Genomic DNA, 23500 nt, shown 5'->3' on the forward strand with positions numbered 1-23500 from the left:
TTATGTTGTTATTTGATTAGTTATGGTTGGTATGTTAGGATATAATTATGTTGTTATTTGATTAGTTATGGTTGGTATGTTAGGATATAATTATGATGTTATTTGATTTATCATGGTTGATATATTATAATTATTAAGATTAATTATAAATTTATTATGATAATTAATATTATTTGATTTAGTTAAGATTATATGATATGTGATAGTATGAAAGTTTCAATTATTACTCCTAATTATAATGGAGTTAAATTTCTTAAAGACTTTTTTAATTCATTATTAATTGAAGAAGATTATATTAAAGAAGTAATCATCATTGATAATGCATCAAATGATGGAAGTATAGAATATATTAATAATTTATCTTCTAATTATCCAATTGATATTAAATTAATAAAAAACACTAGAAATTTAGGTTTTGCAAGTGCTGTTAATCAAGGAATCAAAGTAGCTAAATCTGAATATTTATATTTATTAAATAATGATGTAGAAATTACTAAGGATACAATTAAAAATCTATTAGTAAAAATCAATTTATCAAATAATATTTTTTCAGTATCATCTAAGATGATTCAGTTTAATAATAGAAATCTTATTGATGATGCAGGTGATGAATATACAATACTTGCTTATACAAAAAAATCTGGAAATAATCAAGATATAAATAATTATACAGAAACTAGAGAAATATTTTCAAGTTGTGCTGGTGCAGCATTATATAAAAAATCTATTATTGAAGAAATAGAATATTTTGATGATAATTTCTTTGCATATATGGAAGATGTAGATTTAGCATATAGAGCTAAAATCAATGGATATAAAAATTATTTTTCTCCAGATTCAATAGTATATCATATTGGAAGTGGTACTACTGGAAGTCAATATAATGAATTTAAAGTTAAGATTGCTGCAAGGAATAATATATGGTTAATATATAAGAATTTTCCTATTCCACAGAAGATTGTTAATTTTATATTCTTACTTATTGGATTTACTGTAAAATATTTATATTTTAAAAAGAAAGGTTTTGGTGAAATTTATCTTTCTGGAATTAAAGAGGGTTTAAATTCAAGAAATAATTTAGAAAAAACAAAATTTAAAAGTAAAAATTGGAAAAATTATTTTAAAATAGAATGGGAATTATTAAAAAATACTTTTTTACTTATTAGAAAATAGATTTTAAACTAGATAAATATCTATGATAATAAAAATATTATATTACTAGAAATAAATTTTATCATTATATTTTAAAAGTTATTTCTAATATTCTTATTAGGGGTTTTACTATGGATTTATCAATTATAATTGTTAATTATAAAACATTTGAGATTACAAAAAATGCAATTAACTCAGTTTTGGATTCTAATATTAATTACAATTATGATATTTATTTAGTAGATAATGCATCAAATGATGGAAGTATTGAAAGACTTAAATCATATTATTCTAATGAAGATAGAATTAAATTTATTGTATCTGATATTAATGGAGGATTTGCATATGCAAATAATCTTGCACTTAGTAAAACCAATAGTGATTATGTACTACTTTTAAATTCAGATACTTTAATTAAAAAAGATACTCTTCAATTATCTATGGATTATATAAAATCTCATAATGATGTAGGTGCATTAGGTGTTAAAGTTTTACTTAATGACAATACTTTAGATAAAGCATGTAGACGTAGTTTTCCAAATCCTACTAATTCTTTCTTTAGACTTTTTCATATTCCAGTTAAAAATGATGATTTAAATAATTATAATTTAGATAATTTAGATGATAATGGAATTTATGATATTGATTGTTTAACTGGAGCATTTATGTTAATAAATTTTAAAGTCTTAAATAAAATTGGTTTTCTTGATGAAAGTTTTTTTATGTATGGTGAAGATATTGATCTTTGTTATAGGATTAAAGAAGCAGGATATAAAATAATTTATTATGGTAAAACAAGCATTACTCATTTTAAAGGTTCTAGTAGTAAAAAACAAAAATCAAAATTAGTATATGAGTTTTATAGAGCGATGTATATATTTTATAGTAAGCATTATACTAAAAAATATAATCATTTATTAAATATTCTAGTTTATATTGGTATAGCTATTTTATGTTTTTTAAAATTAATTATTAACTTTTTTAAAAGATAATTAAGTTTATTTTCTTATTTTTTTAAATCTGTTGAAATATTATTTTTTATAAAAATTTAAACTTATTTAATATTTGAATCAATTAAGAAAGTTTATTTTTAAAAATTTTAAGAATTTCAACAAAGATATTTTTTTATTAAATTTATTTCATTTTCATGAAGTAAATTATTATAATTTTTAAATTTTAAAAAATTTTAAACAATTTCAAAAAATTAATTAAATATTAATATTTTAATTTATATAATTATATATAATATAAAATAATTCATTAGTTTTATAAAACTTAAATAGTGATAAAATGATTAAACAAAATCAAAGATTATTAAATGGTGTATTAGTATTAGCTGATGTTTTTGTGATTGTTTTTTCATTATTTTGTGCAGCTTTTATAAGATTTAAAACTACTATTTTCGGACCTATTGGTGGTCATTTAGGATATGAATCTTATGCTTTATTTTTATTAGTAGCTATTTTACCAGTTTATTTGATTTTATATTTTTCATTTGGTTTATATAAACCATTTAGGACTCATAGAAGTATTTTTTCAGAGGCTAATGAAATTATAAAAGTTAATATTCTCGCATTTTTTGTTCTTATTACAATATTATTTATTATAAATCAACCAAATTTTTCAAGAATATTAATGTTTTTACTTGTAGTATTTGCAACAATATTTGGTGTTTTTGAAAGATCATTTGTTAGATTGTTCTTACAACATATTCGTGAAAATGATAAAAATCTTAAACATATTCTTATTGTAGGAGATAATGAATTAGCATATAATTTTGAGAAAAAAATTAAAGAAAATAAATATTTAGGTTATAAAATCTCTGGATTTTTAGGAAGAGCTGAAAATGTTGGTAAAGATATTGATGGTATTCCTATAATAGGTTCATTTTCTGATTTAGATAAAATCCTTGATAATCATAATTATGATAGAGTTATTCTTGCTATTCCTTTAAAGTATTATAAACATATTAATGAATTAGTAAATAGTTGTGAAAAATCAGGAATTAAAGCAGAAATTATTCCAGCATATACTGATTATTTCCCTGCTAAACCATCTGTAGACATGATTGAGGATATTCCAATTATTAATATTAGATATGTTCCTTTAGATGATGCATTTAATAAAACAATTAAAAAAATTTCTGATATTATTGTAGCAGTTATTGCAATTATTATTACTTCTCCAATAATGTTAGCTACAGCTATTGCAATTAAATTAACTTCTCCAGGACCAATTATATTTAAACAAACAAGAATTGGTTATCAACAAGAACCTTTTACTATGTATAAGTTTAGAAGTATGAAGGTTCAGAATAAGGATGAAGAGAAATCTGAGTGGACAACACCTGATGATCCACGTAAAACAAAAGTGGGAGATTTCATTAGAAGAACAAGTATTGATGAGTTACCACAATTTTTTAATGTTTTAAAAGGAGATATGAGTGTTGTAGGTCCTAGACCTGAAAGACCATATTTTGTAGATCAATTTAAAGAAGAGATTCCTAAATATATGGTTAAACATCAAGTACGTCCTGGTTTAACTGGATGGGCTCAAATCCATGGTTGTAGAGGTAATACTTCTATTAAAAAACGTATAAAGTATGATATTGAATATGTAGAAAATTGGCATTTAGGTTTAGACTTAGCAATAATGATTAAAACAGTCTTAAAAAGTAATTCTAATGCTTATTAATTTTCATTATTCTTATAAAAACTTATTATTTAGAGTTACTTGTAAACTATTATTTTTAAATTTTAAATTCAAAGGTTTTAAAGAACTTATAAATCATATTGTTTTAATACTTTTTTTTAATTTTATAAAAATATTTAATTTGAAAAATTATTTAATTTTCTATAAACTTTTTAATACCTTTAAAATTATTTATTTAGAGGTTTAATTTAAAATATATATACTAAAATTTTTTATTTAAGTTTTAAATTACTAATTAGTATCTTATAATACTTTTAGATTAATATTTTTTAATTATTTAATTCTATTAAAATAGGTATATATAAATATAGTTTATATTATAATCTATGAATTACATAATTATAATTATAATAAATTATTTTCATATTTTTGTATATTTATAATATTTTTTTATTGTAGGATTTTTAAAAATATTAGTTTTCATATGCTCTCGGGCTTGTCCTTTATATATGAAAATTGAAAGTATTATATAATTTATGTGAGGGTCTGGTATGGACGAAGAAATTCAAAAAGAATATGAAAAAATAAAAGATAAGATATCTGAAGAAGATTTTCTTAAGCTTTTAGAAGAAAAAAAGGAGTCTTATGGTGATGTAGATTTTATGGATGATATAGACATTGCACGTTTGATTACTGGTGAATATATCACTGAATCTGTTGAGTCTAAAACTGATGGTGTTATTAATAAACTTGAAGATTTAGAAGCAGGTCAAGATCATATTAGTGTAATTGGTAAAGTAATGTCTATATCAAACCAGAAATCATTTAAAACAAGAAAAGGAAATGCTGGAAAACTTTGTAATATTAGTATTGCTGATGATACAGCAAAAATAAGAGTTACATTTTGGACAAATAATATTCCTTTATTAAACAATTTTAATGAAGGAGATGTTATTCAAATTAATAATGTACAAGTTAAAGAAGGATTTAACAAAAATATTGAAATTCAGTTAGAAAATAATGCTACTATACATGTGTTAAATTCTGATGATTATCCAGATTTTCCAGAATATAAAGAAAACATTACTGATATAGGATCAATTACTCTTGATGATGATAAAGTTAATATAATTGGGAGAATTGCAAGATTAGGTCGTATAAATACTTTTAATGGCCGTAATGGTGAAGGTAAAGTAACTAATATTAAAATTCAAGATGCTACTGGTAGTATACAATACACTTTATGGAATAAAGATGTTGATTTAATTGATACTTTAAATCTTGAACAAGGTGATTCTGTTAAAATTTTAAATGCTAGTGTAGGAGAAAATAGAGACGAAATCACATTAACCCATAGAAATAGTAGAATTATTAAAGGAGATTTTGACATTCCTGAAGTTGAAATTTCTCCATTATTAAAAATTGGAGATGCTGAAGAAGTCAACGATGTAACTTTAATTGGTATAGTATCTAGAATTCAAGATGTTATCACTTTTACACGTAAAGATGGAAGTGATGGTTTTGTTCGTACTGTTGAGATAACCGATGACACTGGTTCTATTGGAGTAAGTCTTTGGGGTAATGATACTAAATTAGACCTTAAAAAAGGAGATATTCTAAAAATCGTTGGAGCTAATATTCAATATGATGATTATTCTTCTTCAGGATATAAAGTAAATACTACATGGGAAACTAGTATTACAATTAATCCAAAAGAACCTGCAGATTTAATTGAATTTTTAGAAGAAAATTATGCAGGTAGTTTTGGACCAATAAAAATAGAACAAGTTCAAAGCATTGATGAAGATGGTGAAGAAGTTGATATCTGTGGTCGTGTAATTACCATTGGAGATACTAGAGAATTCCAAAGGGATGATGGATCTATAGGTAAAGTAAAATCTGTTGATTTTGCTGATGAAACTGGATTGGTTAGTTTGTCATTATGGGATGAAAAATCTGAAGATGAATTAAATGTAGGTAGTGCTTATTTAATTGAAAATGCAAGGACTCGTTTAGGAATGTATGATATTCAATTGAATATTGGTAGAACATCAAGAATTATTAAATTAAATGATGAAGAATCTAAATATATTGCTTCACTTGATACTCTTGAAGAATTAATCTATGAACATAAAAATATTTCAGAATTAGATGAAGATGATCAAAATATTAAAGTTGTTGGAAGAATCTTATCTATTAATCCTATAAACAACTTTGTTAAAGCAGATGGTAGTGATGGTTCAGTTAGAAATATTGAAATTGGTGATAATACAGGTTCAATTCGTGTAGCTATATGGGGTCCTGATCCTGATTTTAAATTTAAAGTATCTGATCCTATTAAAATCATAAATCCACGTTTTAGCTTTAATAATGATGCATTAGAACTAAGTTTAAATGGTAATACTGGTATTTCAACTCCTACTGATAAAGAAATAAAAGCTTTACCATCATTTGAAGAATTACAAGATATTATTTATGTATCTAAAACACTTGATTCAGTTGAAGAGGATGATAAGAACATTAGAATTTCTGGTATGCTTATGAATCTCTCAGCGAATAATCTTTTACTTTCAAAATGTCCTACTTGTAGTAGTAGATTAAGTAAAGACGAAGATGGTTATTTCTGTGAATATTGTGGTGAAGAAGTTGATGAACCTAAATATACATTAATGCTTCCAGGTATGATTTCAGATGAAACTAGTGAAATGCAAATTACCTTCTTCGGTAAATTAGTAGAAGAACTACTTGAACTTAGTCAAGAAGAAATTGTTGATATTGTTTCAAAAGAAGGAGATATAGGTCCTTTAGAAGGTAAAGTTGAAAATCTTGAGGGAATGCAAATTGATTTAATTGCTGATGTAAGATTTAATGAATTTGATGAAGAACTTAGGTTAAATCCTAAAAAAATTATTTCTAAATCTTTTTAAATTATGAATAAAATTTATTATATGTGAGGAATTATTATGGTAGAATTAGAAGATTTACCAAATGTTGGTGAAAAAACTGCTCAAAAATTAAGAGATGCTGGTTTTGCTGATATGATGAGATTAGCAACAGCTACTGCTAAAGAATTATCTGTTAAAGCTGAAATTGGTGAAGGTGTTGCAGAAAAAGTCATTGAAGCAGCACGTAAATCTGAAAAAATTGACTTTGAAACAGCTTTTGATGTAATGGAGAGAAGGAAAAATGTTGGTCATATTACTGTTGGAAGTCAAGCTTTTGATGATTTAATTGGTGGTGGAGTTGAAACTCAATCAATTACTGAAGTTTTCGGTGAATTTGGATCAGGTAAAAGTCAAATTTCACATGAACTTGCTGTAACAGTCCAATTACCTGAAGAACAAGGTGGTTTAGATGGTGAATGTGTATATATTGATACAGAAAACACTTTTAGACCAGAACGTATTGAACAAATTGCTAATGGTTTTGGATTAGATGTAGAAGAAGTTTTACAAAAAATTCATGTAGCTCGTGCATTTAACTCTTCTCATCAAATATTAATGGCTGATAAAATTAATGAATTAATTCAACAAGGTAATCCTATTAAACTTGTAATTGTAGATTCATTAATGGCTCATTTTAGAGCAGAATATGTTGGAAGAGAATCTCTTGCAGTAAGACAACAAAAACTTAATCAACATTTACATGTACTTCAACAAATTGCTAATACTTATAATGTTGCTATATTCATTACAAACCAAGTACAAGCAAGACCTGATGCTTTCTTTGGAAGTCCAACTAAAGCAACTGGAGGACACGTTTTAGGACATGCATCAACTTATAGAATTTGGCTTAAAAAAGGTTTAGCAGGTAAAAGAATTGCTAGACTTGTTGATAGTCCTCATTTACCTGAAGGTGAATGTGTATTTAAAATCACTAATGATGGAGTTGTTGATTAAATATTTAATCATGAAATTTTAATTTTTTTTTAAAATTTCTATACTTTTAGTTTTAAATATTTTTTAATTGTCTAAGATTAAACTTAGTAATATATATAATTTTTGTATTTTTATAGGATTTTTTCTATATTTTTGTAAATATTGCTTATTTTTTCTAAATTTTTATAATATTTTTAATATTTTTTAAAAATATTTTTTTTAATTAATTTCTTTTAAAAATTCTTTATTTTTTATATTTAACTTTTAAATTTATTTATATATATTTATAATTTTTTAAAATCTTATTTTTAATATTTTATTTAGTTTAAACTATATTTAAATTATTTAAATGTTATTTTTTCTTATTTTATTTATAAGTTATCTTTATATACTCATAAAATAATATTTAATTATTTAACTAAATTTTACTTTTAATATTTTTAGTTAATGTAAATTTATAATTATTATTTAAGCTTTATAAAATTTTATTTTAAAATCTTATATTTCTTGATTTTATCTATTATTTTTTATAAGCGGTTATTTTTAATTTATTTATAGTTAGTGATAGAATGAGTCTAATAGAAACATTTATAGTTATTTTAATTATAATCTTTATAGGTTATATTGCTAAAAGGATTAATCTACTTGAAGTAAATAATGTAGATACCTTAAATAAAATTGTAATTAATATAGCTATGCCATGTTTAGTATTCTCATCATTATATACAACAAATACATCTTTATTTCCTAAGTTAGGTATGCTTCCTATTACAAATTTAATTGTTTGTGGATTAATTGCAGCAATTACTTATGGAATTTTATCTATTAAAAAAATAGATACTAAGAAAAAATGGAGTATTGTTTTAGTTGCTGCTATGGCAAATACAGGGTTCTTTGGTTATCCTTTATGTTTAGGAGTATTTGGTAATGATGGATTGATTAGAGCTATATTTTATGATGTAGGTACTACAATACTATTTATCTTATTTAACTTCTTATTCATTTTCATATTTGGTGGTAAACTTAAATCTGTTTTAAAAACAATTGCAACTTTCCCATTATTATGGGCTGTTGTTTTAGGTTTATTATTCAATGTTTTAAATATACAAATAGGTACTGTTGCTACTAATGTTTTAGATTATCTTAAAGCAGTTACTGTTCCTTTAATCATGTTATCATTAGGTTTATCTATTGATTTCAGAGGACTTAAGAAAAATTTAAATTGGGCAGCATTCACTTCTGTATTTAAACTTATAGTTGCTCCTATAATAGCAGTATTTGTTTTAAAACTTTTAGGAGTAAGTGGATTTGAATTCCAAATTGGTGTAATTGAAGCAACTATGCCACCTGCAATGTTAGCTTTAGCTCTTGCAATTAATTATGATCTTGATGTTCATATTGCGTCTGATTGTATTTTTGTTGATATGATTGTGAGTTTAATAATTTTACCTATTGTTATGTCAATTGTTTAAAATTTTAATAAAATTTTCAATTATTTAAATCTTATAATAATCTTTAATTTAAATTTTAATTATTTAAAATTTATAATTGGGATTTTATAAGTTTTTAATTAATTTATAGTTTGATATTTTTAATTGATTACTTTTTTTGCTCTTATTAAATAACTTAAATTTGATAAAATCTATTAGATTTTTAGTGGACTTAATTTAATTAATAATTTTTTTATATTTTATGTGAGATTTAATTATTTTAAATTAATAAATTTTCAATAGATACTATTGATTAAAATTCTATTTTTTAAGTTTTTTATTTAATTTTATTTACGTTCTTATTTTATCTTTTATTAAATATTAAGTTAGTAAAATTATTATTTTATATTTTTATCTTTATTTTTAACTTTAATTTAAATATAATCTTTTAAATACTCTTTATTTATCTTTATTTTTTAAAAATTTTTTTATTATATAAATACTTTACTTAATTTTAAAAATAGAAAGCTTTATTAATTGCAATGTTAAACATACATTTATCTAAGATTTTAATTTTTATAAAATATTAGATAATGTCACATACTTGTACAAGGTGATTTAATGGCAGAAGAAAAAAATAATGAAAACGAAGAATTAAGAATAGGAGTTTATGTCTGTCACTGTGGTGTAAACATTGCTGCAGCAGTAGATGTAGAAGCAGTTGCTGAATACGCAGGTACTTTACCTGATGTTGTAGTTGCTAAAGACTACAAATATATGTGTTCTGACCCTGGTCAATCTCTTATTCAAGAAGATATTAAAAAATATAACCTTAATAGGGTAGTAGTAGGTGCTTGTTCTCCAAGGCTTCACGAACCTACATTTAGAAGATGTGTAGAAGAAGCTGGATTAAACAGATACTTATTTGAATTTGCAAACTTAAGAGAACATGATTCTTGGGTACATATGAATGAACCTGAAGCTGCTACTGAAAAAGCTAAAGATTTAGTACGTATGGCTATTGCTAAAGCTAGATTATTACAACCTTTAACTCCTTCCTTAGTAGATGTAAATAACAATGCTCTTGTTATTGGTGGAGGAGTAACTGGTATTCAAACTGCTTTAGATTTAGGTGATATGGGATTCCATACTTATCTTGTTGAAAGAAATCCTACCATTGGTGGAAGGATGGCACAACTCGATAAAACTTTCCCTACATTAGATTGTTCTTTATGTATTCTCGCACCAAAAATGGTAGATTGTGGTAAACATGAAAACATTGAATTAATTACTTATGCTGAAGTAAAAGATGTTGATGGATACATTGGTAACTTCACTGTTACTGTAGAGAAAAAACCTAGATATGTAGATGAAAAATTATGTACTGGTTGTGGAGCTTGTTCTGAAGCTTGTCCTATCGAAATGCCTAACTACTTTGATGAAGGTATTGGTATGACTAAAGCTGCTTACATTCCATTCCCTCAAGCAGTTCCATTATGTGCTACTATTGATAAAGATTACTGTATTGGATGTAAACTTTGTGATGCAGCATGTGCTCCTGGAGCTATCGATCACGATCAAAAAGCTGAAGAAATTAAACTTGAAGTTGGTACTATTATCGCAACTACTGGTTACGATCCATACGACCCTTCAGGTAAATATGAATATGGTTACGGTAGATACTCTAATGTAATTACTGCTATGGAAATTGAAAGGATGATTAATGCATCAGGTCCTACTACTGGACATGTTGTTAAACCTTCTGATGGTAAAACTCCTAAACGTGTTGCATTTATCCACTGTGTTGGTTCAAGGGATGAACAAATTGGTAAACCATACTGTTCCAGGGTATGTTGTATGTACTCTATGAAAAATGCTCAATTATGTATTGATCACGAACCTGATACAGATGTAACTTGTTACTACATGGATATTCGTGCATTTGGTAAAGGATTTGAAGAGTTCTACAAAACATCACAAGAAAAATATGGTATTGAATTCTTAAGAGGTAGACCAGCAGAAATCATTGAAAACGATGATTTAACTTTAACTATTAGGGCAGAAGATACTTTACTTGGTAAAGTAACTGAATACACCTATGATTTAGTTGTATTATCTGTTGGTTTAGAAGCTCCTCATGGTGCTAACGAATTAAGACAAACCTTAGGAATTTCCAAATCTGCTGATGGATTCTATATGGAAGCTCACCCTAAATTAAGACCTGTTGATACTTTAACCGATGGTGTTTACATTGCTGGTGTAGCACAAGGTCCTAAAGATATTCCTGATTCTGTTGCTCAAGGTTCTGCAGCAGCAGGTCGTGCAGCAATTCCTATGGCACAAGGTAAAGTAGCAATTGAACCTATTACTGCTACTTCTGATGAATCTATTTGTGGTGCTTGTGAAGTATGTGTTGAACTTTGTCCATTTAGTGCAATTAGTATTGTTGGAGACGAAGGTCATAAACATGCTGAAATTAATGTAGCATTATGTAAAGGATGTGGTACCTGTGTAGGTGCATGTCCATCAGGTGCTATGGATCAAAACCACTTCAAAACAGATCAAATTATGGCACAAATCGATGCTGCTCTTGAAGATATGTAGATTTATTGGATTTTATCCAATATCTACTTTTTATCTTTTTTAACTAATTTTAAACTATTTTTATAAGATTTTAAGATTTTTAATAACTATATTTTATTTTAATTATTTTTATCTAAAATTTCTTAATTAAAATATAACTTTTTTTTTAAAATCATTTTTTAAATATAATTTTTAATGATTTTAGATAATTATTATATAATTTTAAAATTAGATGTAAACTAATTTTTAATGATTTTACATAATCATTATATAATTAAAAAATTAAATATAAATTATATAAAATTAATAATTTTAATTTTATTGAAATTTATTTTTTTTAATTTAATTGAGTTAAGTTTATTGACTTATGTTTGTTGATAATATTTATAGGTGTTAATTAATGTCTAATCAAGAAAATATTAGTAAATTCCAAAATTTTATGAAAGATCATAATGATTGGATGAGAAACAGTATTAACCTTATTGCTAGTGAAAATATTACTAGTACTGATGTTAAAACTGCAATGGTATCTGATTTGTCTCATAGGTATGCTGAAGGTAAATCTCATGAAAGATTGTATCAAGGATGTAAATACATTGATGATATTGAAGATTTAACTGTAGATTTAAGTAAAAAATTATTTGATGCTAAATATGTTGATGTAAGAACTATTTCAGGTGTAACTGCTAATTTAGCTACTTTCTTTGCTTTTGCTGATTATGGTGATAAGTTACAAGCTTTAGAAGTACCATTTGGAGGTCACATATCTCATGCAGGTGTTTCAGCTGCAGGTATTCATGGTTTAAAAACAATTTCTCATCCATTCAATCCAGACATAATGAACATCGATATTGATAAAATGAATAAAAAAATCCTTGAAGAAAAACCTAAATTAATTCTTTTTGGTGGAAGTTTATTCTTATTCCCACACCCAGTTAAAGAAGCTCGTGAAGCTGCTGATGAAGTTGGAGCTAAAATTTTATATGATGGAGCTCATGTTTTAGGTTTAATTGCAGGTAAACAATTCCAAGATCCTTTAAGAGAAGGAGCAGATGTTTTAATGGGAAGTACACATAAATCATTCCCAGGTACACAAGGTGGAATTATAATATCTAATCATGAAGAATATGCAAATAAATTAGATAATGCAGTTTTCCCTGGTGTTGTAAGTAATTATCACCTTCATCACATTGCTGGTCAAGGTATTGCTACAGCTGAAATGTTAGAATTTGGTGAAGCTTATGCTAAACAAATTATTAAAAATGCTAAAGCTTTAGCTCAAGCTTTATATGAATTAGGTTTTAATGTTTTATGTGAAGATCTTGGATTTACTGAATCTCACCAAGTTGCTGTTGATGTTTCTGATATTAAACCAGCTAGTCAACTTGCAGTTGAATTAGAAGAAAATAATATTATATTAAATAAAAACCTTCTTCCTTGGGATGATGTAAATAATAGTGATAATCCTTCAGGATTAAGAATAGGTACTCCTGAAATTACTAGAAGGGGATTAAAAGAGAAAAACATGTCTGAAGTTGCAGAATTTATTAAAGCTGTTGCAATGGATGGTAAAAATGTTAAAGAAGAAGTTAGTGAATATATGAATAACTTTGATAAAGTTCATTATGCTTTTAAAAATGATGAAGCATATAAATATATTCAATTCTAATTTTTTCTTTTTTTTTAAATTTAAAAAACTATTTTTATAATAAATTTTAATCAATATTGATGATATTATGCGTATTGGATGGGCATTTACTGGAGCAGGACATTTATTAAAAGAAAGTGTTGATGAATTTGTAAAACTTGCAAAAGATAATTCAGTTACTGTTTTCATGTCAAATGCAAGTATTGAAGTATTAAAAATGTATGGTCTTTATGAAACTGTTGTTAAATACACTGGAGGCCGTTATAAAGAACTTGCTACTGATGAAAATCAAAAATATAGTTATCCTATTACTGGTAGATTATCTTTAGGTAAATATGATATTTTAATCCTATCTCCAGCTACTGCAAATACTGTTGCAAAAATAGTTCATGGAATTTCTGATACAATTGTTACAAATGCTGTAGCTCAAGCAGGTAAAGGTAATGTTCCAACTATTGTAGTTCCTGTTGATATTACTCCTGGTGATATTGATACAGTTTTACCTTCAAAATTAGAACTTAATAAATGTAAAAAATGTGATCCTTGTACAGCAGCACTTGCTTGTCCACATAATGCTTTTATTCCATATAAAGAGATTTCACTTTTAAATTGTGTTGGTTGTGGTCAATGTAAAATATCTTGTCAATATGATGCAATATCTGAAGGAAAAATCATTCAAATGCATATGAGGGATATTGATATTAAAAATACTGAAGAACTTAGAAAAATAGATGAAATCACTGTTTTAGAGCATCCTTCAGAAATTATTCAATATATTGATGAAAATATTAATAAATAAGTTTTTCATTTTTTAAACTATGGTTTTATCTTTTTTTATTTGATGTTTAATAATCTTAAATATTATTAATATTAATTTTTTTTAAATTAAGTATTTTAAAATAAATTTTTATTGATTTTAATATTATTTTTATAAAAATAATGCTTTAACATTTAATATTTTACTTATTTAAATTACTTATTGTTATTTTACTACCTATTTTTATATTATTTTTATTAATAAACTTATATTCTAATTCTATTATATATTTTGATTCTTTTATTGGTGTATAAAAGCTCCAAGGTCTTAAACTACAAGTTTCAAAGATTATATCTTCATCATCAATAAATATAATATCAATTGGAATTCTCATAAAAAAGCTATGGATTTTAGCTTTTACTATATAATGTTTAGGTATAATAAACAATAATGGATATTCTATTTTATTTTTTAACATTAATCCTTTAAATCTTTCTAAAAAGCTGTTACATATCTTAACTTTAATATTTATTGTGTTTTCTTCATTATAAATCTTTAAATTTTTAATTTCCATAATTTTATCTCTTATAAAATTTAAATTTATTTAAGATAAAAATAGAATTTTAATTTTAATTATTTTAAGTTGAAATCTTTATTTAATTAAAAATTTATGCTTATAATAATAATTATTATATACTTTATTGATGAAAAATAAAAATATAATAATTGAATTTTTTAGAAATTTAAAATTCACTAAATTTATTTTATAAATGTTATTAATTATCTAAAAAAATTTCGATGTGATTAAATGAGAAATATAATAGTCGAAGAATTAAATCAAAAGTATATTGAAGATTTAGATATTGAAATTGTTGAAAGGAAAGGAATAGGCCATCCAGATAGTATTAGTGATGGTTTAGGTGAAACTGTAAGTCATGCATTATGTGAAATGTATATGGATGAACTTGGTGGAATCCTTCACCATAATACTGATGAAGTACAAATCACTGCTGGTGAGTCTGACCCTCATTTTGGTGGAGGACAAATATTAAAACCTATTGATATTCTTTTAACTGGTAGGGGAGTTCATGAATATGATGGAATTAAATTCCCTCTTGAAAGAGTTGCTATTGAATCAGCAAAAGAATTTTTAGATGAAACAATTATTAACCTTGATGTTGAAGCTGATACAGTTGTTGAATGTAAAATTGGTCAAGGTTCTGGAGATCTTGTAGATGTTTTCTCAAGACAAGGTGCAGTTTCAAGTAATGATACTTCATTTGGTGTAGGTTATGCTCCATTTTCTGAAGTAGAAACTATTGTTAATAAAACTGAAAATTTATTAAACTCTAAAGCTTTTAAAGCTAAACATCCTGCTGTTGGTGAAGATATTAAAGTAATGGGATTAAGAGAAAAAGATAATATTACTCTTACTATTGGTTGTGCAATGGTTTCTAAATTTGTTGATGATAGGGATGCATATATTTCTATTAGAGAAGAATTAAAAGATATTGTTTCAGATCTTGCATGTAAATATACTAATCGTCCTGTTGAAGTATTTGTAAACACAGCTGATGATGATACTAAAAAAGATGAATCTGGTTATTATTTAACTGTTACTGGTACTTCTGCAGAAATGGGTGATGATGGTTCAGTAGGTAGAGGAAACAGAGCTAATGGTCTTATTACTCCATGCAGACCAATGTCTATGGAAGCAACTTCTGGTAAAAATCCTATTAACCATGTAGGTAAAATCTACAATTTACTTTCTAATAGAATTGCTAATGATGTTGTAGAAAATGTTGAAGGAGTAAAACAAATCAATTTAATGATTTTAAGTCAAATTGGTAAACCTATTGATCAACCTAGAGCTGCTACTTCTCAATTAATTTTAGAAGATGGTTACAAATTAGATGATGTAAATAGTAAAGTTGAAAACATCATTGATTCATGGCTTGAAAATATATCAGTTATTACAGAAGATGTTGTTAAAGGTAAAGCTAAAACATTCTAAGTTTTAGCTTTGATTAAATGATGGTTTTTGTAAACTATTATATTTCATTTTTTTCACTTCTTGAATATAATTAAAGTTTTCATTCATTATCTTTTTAGGTTGAAATATTAATTGTAAATTAAAAGTTTTACTAAATTTACTAGTTTTAATTTACAATTATTATAATATTTCTAATTTATTAGTCTACTAATATTATTAACATTATCTAAATTATTAGATTTTATTTACTTTTTATTAATAATGGATTTTTAACTTAAATACTTAAGTAAAATTTGTTATAAAATTAAATCTTTATTTTAGTTGAGTATTGCTAATTTTTAGTAGTTTAAATTTTTTTTATAATTTAATTTTTTTTATATATTTTTCAATTTAATATCATTAAAAGGAGAAAGTTTATGCCAATAGAAGAGGCAGAAAAATCATATGAATTTGCTAAAATAGATAAATCTGTACATGAATTTTGGGCAGATAAAGATATTTTTGCTAAAGTTAATAAAATAAGAAAAAATGGTCCACAATATTCTTTTCTTGATGGGCCACCATATTGTAGTGGTAAAATCCATTTAGGTACTGCTTGGAATAAAGTTATTAAAGATACTTTATTACGTTATAAAAGTATGAATGGATTTTCATTAAGAAGACAAGCAGGATGGGATATGCATGGTCTTCCTATTGAACATAAAGTAGAAGAATTAATGGGAATTAAGAGTAAACAAGAGATTGAATCTAAAGTTGGTATATCTACATTTGTAGATAAATGTCAAGAATTTGCTTTTAAAAATAAACTTGCAATGACTAAACAATTTAAATCTCTTGGTGTTTGGATGGATTGGGATAATCCATATATGACTTTAGATCCAAATTATATGGAATCTGCATGGTGGACTTTAAAAAGAGCTAATGAACAAAATTTACTTACTCGTGATAAACGTGTAATTAGTTGGTGTCCTCATTGTGAAACTGCACTTGCTGCAGCAGAAATGGATTATGAAGAAAAAGAAGACCCTTCAATTTATCTTAAATTCCCACTTAAACAATCATTCTTATCAAAAGAAGAAAATCCTGAAGGACTTAAAGAATATGTTTTAGTATGGACTACTACTCCATGGACTATTCCTGCAAACCTTGCTATTTGTATAAATCCTAAATTTGATTATAAATTTGTTGAAAAAGATGGGGAAATTTACATTTTAGCTGCAGATTTAGTTGAAGATGTTTTAGGATATGAAAAAACAATACATAAACATATTATTCCTTCCGAAAATGAAGATGAAGAAGATAAGGTAGTTAAAGAAGTAACTGTTAATTATAAGTTTATTAAAACAGTTAAAGGTTCAGATTTAATTGGTTTAAAATATGTTTATCCTTTCCTAGATGAAATTCCTAAACAAAAAGAGTTTGATTCACTTGAAAATGTACATACTATCTTACCTGGTGACCATGTAGAATTAGGTGAAGGTACTGGTTGTGTACATACTGCTCCAGGTCATGGTCCAGATGATTTTGAGGTAGGTAAAGCTTATAATCTTCCTATATTTTGTCCTGTAGATGAAAGTGGTAATTTCAATAAAGATGTAGGAGTATATGCAGGTAAATATACAAAATCTTATAATCCAGTTATTATTGATGATTTAATATCTAAAGGATTTATGTATAAAAATGGAACTATTAACCATAGATATGGTATTTGTTGGAGATGTAAAACTCCTATTATTTATCGTGCTACTGAACAATGGTTCTTAAAAGTTACTGATATCAAAGATAAAATGTTATCTGAGATTGAACAAGTAAATTGGACTCCTAAATGGGCTGGTGAAGGAAGATTCCATGATTGGGTAGATAATGCTAAAGATTGGACTATTTCAAGACAAAGATATTGGGGTATTCCAATACCTATTTGGATATGTCCTGATTGTGGTGAAGTTAAGGTCATTGGATCTATTGCTGAATTAAAAGAATCTTCTCTTATTGATACTAATGTTGAAGATAGTAAATTAGTTCACAGACCATTCGTAGATGAAATACCAATAGAATGTCCTAAATGTAATGGAAAAATGAAACGTATTCCAGATGTTTTAGATGTATGGATTGATTCTGGTGTTGCAGGATGGGCTTCTTTATATTATCCAAATGAAGAAGATAAATTTAATAAATGGTATCCATATGACTTCATTACTGAAGGTCATGACCAAACTAGAGGATGGTTCTATTCTCAATTAGGTACTGGTGTAATATCTTTAGGTAAAGCTCCATATAAAAATGTTTTAATGCATGGATTTGTATTAGATGAAAATGGTAAAAAAATGAGTAAATCTCTTGGAAATGTTGTAAGTCCTGAAGAGGTTATTGAAAAGTATGGTGCTGATGTACTTAGATTCTATCTTTTATGGGCATGTAAACCTTGGGATGACCTTAAATTTGTATGGGATGAATTAAACAATGTAAATAAAATGTTTAATATTCTTTGGAATGTTTATGTCTTCTCTACAACTTATATGTCTTTAGATAATTTCCAACCTGAAAAATGTACTAAAGATAATATCCATTTAAGAAAAGAAGATAAATGGATTATTTCAAGAGTAAATACATTAACTAAAGAAGTTGCAAAAGATATTGAAGATTTATATTTCCATAAAGCAACACGTAAAATCATGGACTTTATATTAGAAGATTTAAGTCGTTGGTATGTACGTTTAATTAGAGGAAGAACTTGGGTAGAAAGTGATGATCCTGATAAATTAGGTGCATATTATGGTTTATATACTGCAATTGTCTCATTAATAAAACTCATGGCTCCATTTACTCCACATATCTCTGAAGTTATATATCAAAATCTTGTAGTTGGAAATCTTTCAGATGCTAAAGAAAGTGTACATATGGAAGATTGGACTGTTAATGAAGATTTAATAAATAAAGATCTTGAATATGAAATGGATATTGTAAGAGAAGTAATTGATGCATCTATACGTGCAAGAGATGTTGCAAGATATAAACTTAGATGGCCTGTAAATGATATTACAGTCGTTTCTGAAAATGAAAAAGTATTTGATGCTGTTAAAGATTTAGAAGATGTAATTAAAGATCAATCTAATACTAAAAATGTAATATGTTCTTCTGAATTTGATGAATTATCTTATATTGCTAAACCTAACCTTAAAATATTAGGTCCTAAACTTAAAGGTGATATTGGTATTGTTAAAAAATACTTTGGAGAAGCTGATGGTAATATCATTAAAGAAAACCTTGAAAATAATGGTTCAATTATTGTTTCAGGTGTTGATTATCAAGGAAATAATAAAGATATTGAGTTATCTTCAGAAGAAGTTTTATTTGATACTGAACTTCCTGATGACTTTGTATCATCTGAATTTAAAGGTGGAAATGTATTTGTAAATACTAAACTTACTCCTGAAATTCTTTCAGAAGCTATGTCTAGGGAATTAATTAGAAGAATTCAAGATATGAGAAAAGATATGGATTTAGATGTTGAAGCTAATATTGATGTTAGTGTAAGTTCCTCAGAATCATTTAAAGATTTAGTTATTAAACAAATTGATTTAATTTCAAATGAGGTTAGAGCTAATAATCTAACTATTAATGTTGGTGAATGTAAAAATATTAAATCTAATGAAGGACAAGATATTAGTAACGAGTATACTAAAAATTGGAAAATTGAAGATGAAGATTTAATAATTAAAATAATTAAAGATTAAATTTAATTATTTTATCTTTAAATTTTAGGAGTATAATAATTATCTCGGTGATTTTAATGACTTTAATGGATTCTGAAGTAGAATATATCACTAATTTATTAGGTAGAAAAATGAATTCCTTAGAAGAAGGAATGTTAGATGTAATGTTTTCAGAACATTGTTCATATAAAAGTAGTAGACCTTTCTTAAGAAGATTTCCTACTGAAGGAAAAAACATTATTTTAGGTCCTGGTGATGATGCAGGACTTGTATCTATAACAGATAAATATGCTCTTGCAGTAGGTATGGAAAGTCATAATCACCCTTCTGCAGTAGAACCTTATGGTGGAGCAGGTACAGGTATTGGTGGAATTTTAAGGGATATTATATCAATGGGTGCTATGCCTATAGCACTTCTTGATCCATTAAGATTTGGACCTTTAGAAGATCAAAAATCTAAATATATCTTTGAAAATGTAGTTAAAGGTATTTCTGATTATGGAAATAGAGTAGGTGTTCCTACTGTTGCAGGAGAAGTTGAATTTGATGAATCATTTAGAACTAACCCTCTTGTAAATGTTATGTGTGTTGGACTTGTTGAAAAAGATAAAATAGTTTATGGTAAAGCACCTAATGTAGGGGATGTATTCTTTTTAATGGGTGGAACTACTGGTAGAGATGGAATTAATGGTGTAACTTTTGCTTCTGAAGAGTTAACATCTGATAGTGAAACTGAAGATAGGCCAGCTGTACAAGTTGGAGATCCATTTACTAAAAAAAGAGTTCTTGAAGCATCACTTGAGATTATGGATAAAATTAAAGTTTCTGGTGTTAAAGATTTAGGTGGTGGAGGTTTAACTTGTTGTATTTCAGAGCTTGCTGGTGCATGTGATAATGGTGCAATAGTTGATCTTAATGCAATACCTCTTAGGGAAACAGGTATGACTCCATATGAAATAATGTTATCTGAATCACAAGAGAGAATGGTTTTTGTTTTAAATAAAAAAGATGTTGATTTAGCTTCTAAAATCTGTGATAAACATGAGCTTCCTTCAGCTGTTATTGGTGAGGTTGTTGAAGGACATAATATGATTGTTAAAGATTTTGAAAAAAATCAAGAATTATGCAATCTTCCTACAATATTACTTTCAGACCCACCTTCAATTGATAGAGAAGTTAAAAAACCTATTAAAGATGAATCTAGGAGGAAAATCCCTAAAATTAGTGTTGAAGATGCATTAATTGGAATTTTATCTTCACCAAATATTGCAAGTAAATCCTGGGTTTATAAACAATATGATTATGAAGTTCAAGTTAGAACTGCAGTAAAACCAGGTGATGATGCAGCAGTACTTAGAATTGATGATGAAACTGCTATTGCATTAACTGTAGATTCTAATCCTATTCACACTAAACTTAATCCATTTGATGGTGGAGCAGGTTCAGTAGCAGAAGGTATTAGAAATATTGTATCTGTTGGAGCAAGTCCTTATGCAATTGTAGATTGTTTAAACTTTGGAAATCCTGAGAATCCTGAGATTTTATGGCAATTTAAAGAATGTATTGAAGGAATGTCTCAAGTTTCTGAGAAATTTAAAGCACCTGTTATTAGTGGTAATGTAAGTTTTTATAATGAAAATGAAGGAGCTAAAATTAATCCAACACCTGCAGTTGGTTTAATTGGTGTTGAAAAACTTGATAATATTAGAACACTTGAGTTTAAAGAAGAATCAGATAAAATTTTATTAATAGGTGAAACTTTTGATGAACTTGAAGGTTCTGAATTCCATAGGGCTTTATTTGATATAGAACAAGGTGATGCTCCTAAAATTAGAATTGATGATGAATTTAATGCAGCTAAATCTATTTTAGATTTAATTGATGAGGATTATGATAAAAATATAACTGCTATTCATGATTGTTCTGCAGGAGGTATTGCTGTTGCTTTAAGTGAAATGGCAATAAAATCTAATATTGGTTGTGAAATTAACACTGATAATATACCTAAAGACTCTGAAATGGATTTATGTAATTTACTATTTTCTGAATCACATGGTAGATATATAATGACAGTTAAAGCAGATGCTTTAGATGATGTCTTATCCAAAATAAATGTTCCAGTAGCATGTATTGGTGTAGTTAAAGGAAACAGTTTTAAAATTAATGATGATATAGATTTATCTGTAGATTCACTAAAAGATGCTTATACTGGTGTTATTGAAGAGCATATGATATAATTTTTAATATAATTATAATTTAATTATTTTTTTATTTTTTTTAAAAATTAATTTATTTAATTATAAAAATATTATATGTTTTTTATTTTTAAATAGAAATTATTTAATAAATTATTTCTTAATCTTTTAATTAAAAATTTATTCTTATAAAATTTAACTTTGTAATTTTATAATTGTCTTTTTATTATAGTTTATTTTTAAAATATAGTTGGGATGTAAAATGTTTTTATCAAAATTAATGCCTCTTAATGAAGCAGTTTCTAAACTCAATGATAATCAGAAATTTACAGATACTGAGAAAATAAGTATTGATGAAGCTTATATGAGAGTTTTAGCTGAAGATATTAAATCTTTTCATAATTCTCCACCATTTGATAAATCTGCAATGGATGGTTATGCTCTTATAGCTGAAAACACATTTGGTGCATCTAATAATGTTCATAAAGATTTTAAAATCATTGATAAAATTGGTGCTGGTGATTTTTCAAATAAAACAGTTCATGATGGTGAAGCAATTTCTATATCTACAGGTGCACCTATACCTGATGGAGCAAATGCTGTTATTATGGTAGAGTATACTTCTTCTAATGGTGATACTTTAACTATTCACTCACAAGTTACTCCTGGTGAAAATGTAAGTCCTAAAGCAGAGGATATTAGTAAAGGTGATGTTGTTTTAAAATCAAACACTTTAATTCGTCCTCAAGAATTAGGTTTAATTGCATCTGCAGGTTATAATGAAATTGAAGTATTTAAAAAACCGAATATTAAAGTTATTATTACTGGTAATGAATTAGTAGAACCTTCTAAAGAATTAGAAACTAAATCTAAGATTATAAACTCTAATAAGTATACAATTGCAGCATTAGTCAAAAGTGCTGGTGCAAATGTTACAGTATCTCATGCACATGATAATTTTGATGAAGTTAAAGAAGCAATTGATAGTGCAAGTAAAGAATATGATGTTGTTATTACAACAGGTGGTACTGCAGTAAGTGATGGGGATGTTGTTCTTGATGCAGTAGAGGATCTTGGAGAGATTCTTTTCCATGGTGTTGCAATGAGACCTGGAAAACCTGCAGGTGCAGGAATCGTTAATGATACTCCTATATTTACATTATCTGGTCAACCTGTTGCAGCAATGAGTCAATTTGATATATTTGCAAGAACTTATATTATGAAAATGCAAGGTATTAAAGATTATGAATTTAATATAGTTAAAAGAAAATCTCAGTTAAAGATACCATCAACTTTAGGACGCACTGATTTTATTAGAACTAATGCAGATAATATTCATGCTCGCCATATCTTAAATAGAGGTTCTGGTATTATAAGAAGTATGGTTGAAGCAAATAGTTATATTATAATTGATGAAAATAATGAGGGTATTGAAAAAGGAGATTCTGTTGATTTAGTATTTTTTGATTCTATGAATTGGAATGCTTGATTTAGGTGAA

14 protein-coding genes are annotated in these 23500 nt (G+C 26.1%); 13 read left to right on the plus strand and 1 reads right to left on the minus strand.

Annotated elements, in window-relative coordinates; all coding sequences use genetic code 11:
• The first annotated feature begins 207 nt into the window (after nucleotides 1-207).
• The 9 genes from T523_RS01595 to T523_RS01640 all read left to right on the plus strand — a co-directional run bounded on the left by T523_RS01595 (nucleotide 208) and on the right by T523_RS01640 (nucleotide 14142).
• A complete protein-coding gene (locus T523_RS01595) occupies nucleotides 208-1173 on the plus strand; it encodes a glycosyltransferase family 2 protein (protein ID WP_042707171.1) in 966 nt (321 codons plus the stop codon).
• A gap of 110 nt (nucleotides 1174-1283) precedes the next feature.
• Nucleotides 1284-2144, plus strand: a complete 861-nt coding sequence (locus T523_RS01600) for a glycosyltransferase family 2 protein (RefSeq protein ID WP_042707172.1) — start codon at nucleotides 1284-1286, stop codon at nucleotides 2142-2144.
• Between the two features lie 298 nt (nucleotides 2145-2442).
• Entirely contained in the window at nucleotides 2443-3846 is a 1404-nt protein-coding gene (locus tag T523_RS01605; RefSeq protein ID WP_042707173.1) for an undecaprenyl-phosphate glucose phosphotransferase, read from the plus strand.
• Between the two features lie 509 nt (nucleotides 3847-4355).
• A complete protein-coding gene (locus T523_RS01615) occupies nucleotides 4356-6731 on the plus strand; it encodes an OB-fold nucleic acid binding domain-containing protein (RefSeq protein ID WP_042707175.1) in 2376 nt (791 codons plus the stop codon).
• 36 nt (nucleotides 6732-6767) lie between these two features.
• Nucleotides 6768-7703: a DNA repair and recombination protein RadA gene (radA, locus tag T523_RS01620; RefSeq protein WP_042707177.1), complete on the plus strand. Its 936-nt coding sequence runs from the start codon at nucleotides 6768-6770 to the stop codon at nucleotides 7701-7703.
• 548 nt (nucleotides 7704-8251) lie between these two features.
• Entirely contained in the window at nucleotides 8252-9154 is a 903-nt protein-coding gene (locus tag T523_RS01625) for an AEC family transporter (RefSeq protein ID WP_042707178.1), read from the plus strand.
• Between the two features lie 579 nt (nucleotides 9155-9733).
• Nucleotides 9734-11716 carry a CoB--CoM heterodisulfide reductase iron-sulfur subunit A family protein gene (locus T523_RS01630; RefSeq protein ID WP_042707179.1) on the plus strand — a complete coding sequence of 661 codons (1983 nt, stop codon included), beginning with the start codon at nucleotides 9734-9736 and terminating at the stop codon, nucleotides 11714-11716.
• 379 nt (nucleotides 11717-12095) lie between these two features.
• On the plus strand, nucleotides 12096-13364 hold the full coding sequence (gene glyA, locus T523_RS01635; protein ID WP_042707180.1) for a serine hydroxymethyltransferase: 1269 nt from the start codon (nucleotides 12096-12098) through the stop codon (nucleotides 13362-13364).
• A 67-nt stretch (nucleotides 13365-13431) separates the two neighbouring features.
• Complete coding sequence (locus tag T523_RS01640) at nucleotides 13432-14142, plus strand: dihydromethanopterin reductase (acceptor) (RefSeq protein ID WP_042707182.1); 711 nt, start codon at nucleotides 13432-13434, stop codon at nucleotides 14140-14142.
• Nucleotides 14143-14302: 160 nt separating this feature from the next.
• Here T523_RS01640 and T523_RS01645 read toward each other — a convergent pair whose 3' ends face one another.
• Nucleotides 14303-14674 carry a DUF192 domain-containing protein gene (locus T523_RS01645; protein ID WP_042707183.1) on the minus strand — a complete coding sequence of 124 codons (372 nt, stop codon included), beginning with the start codon at nucleotides 14672-14674 and terminating at the stop codon, nucleotides 14303-14305.
• Nucleotides 14675-14908: 234 nt separating this feature from the next.
• Between T523_RS01645 and T523_RS01650 the strand changes: the two genes are divergently transcribed.
• The 4 genes from T523_RS01650 (at nucleotide 14909) to T523_RS01665 (ending at nucleotide 23490) form a co-directional block, all read left to right on the plus strand.
• Complete coding sequence (locus tag T523_RS01650; RefSeq protein ID WP_042707184.1) at nucleotides 14909-16114, plus strand: methionine adenosyltransferase; 1206 nt, start codon at nucleotides 14909-14911, stop codon at nucleotides 16112-16114.
• Between the two features lie 395 nt (nucleotides 16115-16509).
• The gene (gene ileS / locus T523_RS01655; RefSeq protein ID WP_042707186.1) at nucleotides 16510-19827 is read left to right on the plus strand and encodes an isoleucine--tRNA ligase; all 3318 of its coding nucleotides are present in this window, start codon (nucleotides 16510-16512) and stop codon (nucleotides 19825-19827) included.
• Between the two features lie 56 nt (nucleotides 19828-19883).
• The gene (gene purL / locus T523_RS01660; RefSeq protein ID WP_042707187.1) at nucleotides 19884-22043 is read left to right on the plus strand and encodes a phosphoribosylformylglycinamidine synthase subunit PurL; all 2160 of its coding nucleotides are present in this window, start codon (nucleotides 19884-19886) and stop codon (nucleotides 22041-22043) included.
• Nucleotides 22044-22263: 220 nt separating this feature from the next.
• Nucleotides 22264-23490, plus strand: coding sequence for a molybdopterin molybdotransferase MoeA (locus T523_RS01665; RefSeq protein ID WP_042707188.1), 1227 nt, complete (start codon nucleotides 22264-22266; stop codon nucleotides 23488-23490).
• The last annotated feature ends 10 nt before the right edge of the window (nucleotides 23491-23500 follow it).

Source organism: Methanobrevibacter wolinii SH (assembly GCF_000621965.1).
Taxonomy (GTDB): domain Archaea; phylum Methanobacteriota; class Methanobacteria; order Methanobacteriales; family Methanobacteriaceae; genus Methanarmilla; species Methanarmilla wolinii.

Bases quoted from the DNA above. Each gene is read 5' to 3' on its own strand.
- T523_RS01645 (WP_042707183.1), bottom strand. From the start codon at position 14,674: ATGGAAATTAAAAATTTAAAGATTTATAATGAAGAAAACACAATAAAT.
- T523_RS01630 (WP_042707179.1), top strand. From the start codon at position 9,734: ATGGCAGAAGAAAAAAATAATGAAAACGAAGAATTAAGAATAGGAGTT.
- T523_RS01650 (WP_042707184.1), top strand. From the start codon at position 14,909: ATGAGAAATATAATAGTCGAAGAATTAAATCAAAAGTATATTGAAGAT.
- T523_RS01595 (WP_042707171.1), top strand. From the start codon at position 208: ATGAAAGTTTCAATTATTACTCCTAATTATAATGGAGTTAAATTTCTT.
- T523_RS01600 (WP_042707172.1), top strand. From the start codon at position 1,284: ATGGATTTATCAATTATAATTGTTAATTATAAAACATTTGAGATTACA.
- T523_RS01605 (WP_042707173.1), top strand. From the start codon at position 2,443: ATGATTAAACAAAATCAAAGATTATTAAATGGTGTATTAGTATTAGCT.
- T523_RS01665 (WP_042707188.1), top strand. From the start codon at position 22,264: ATGTTTTTATCAAAATTAATGCCTCTTAATGAAGCAGTTTCTAAACTC.
- purL (WP_042707187.1), top strand. From the start codon at position 19,884: ATGACTTTAATGGATTCTGAAGTAGAATATATCACTAATTTATTAGGT.
- ileS (WP_042707186.1), top strand. From the start codon at position 16,510: ATGCCAATAGAAGAGGCAGAAAAATCATATGAATTTGCTAAAATAGAT.
- radA (WP_042707177.1), top strand. From the start codon at position 6,768: ATGGTAGAATTAGAAGATTTACCAAATGTTGGTGAAAAAACTGCTCAA.
- T523_RS01625 (WP_042707178.1), top strand. From the start codon at position 8,252: ATGAGTCTAATAGAAACATTTATAGTTATTTTAATTATAATCTTTATA.
- glyA (WP_042707180.1), top strand. From the start codon at position 12,096: ATGTCTAATCAAGAAAATATTAGTAAATTCCAAAATTTTATGAAAGAT.
- T523_RS01615 (WP_042707175.1), top strand. From the start codon at position 4,356: ATGGACGAAGAAATTCAAAAAGAATATGAAAAAATAAAAGATAAGATA.
- T523_RS01640 (WP_042707182.1), top strand. From the start codon at position 13,432: ATGCGTATTGGATGGGCATTTACTGGAGCAGGACATTTATTAAAAGAA.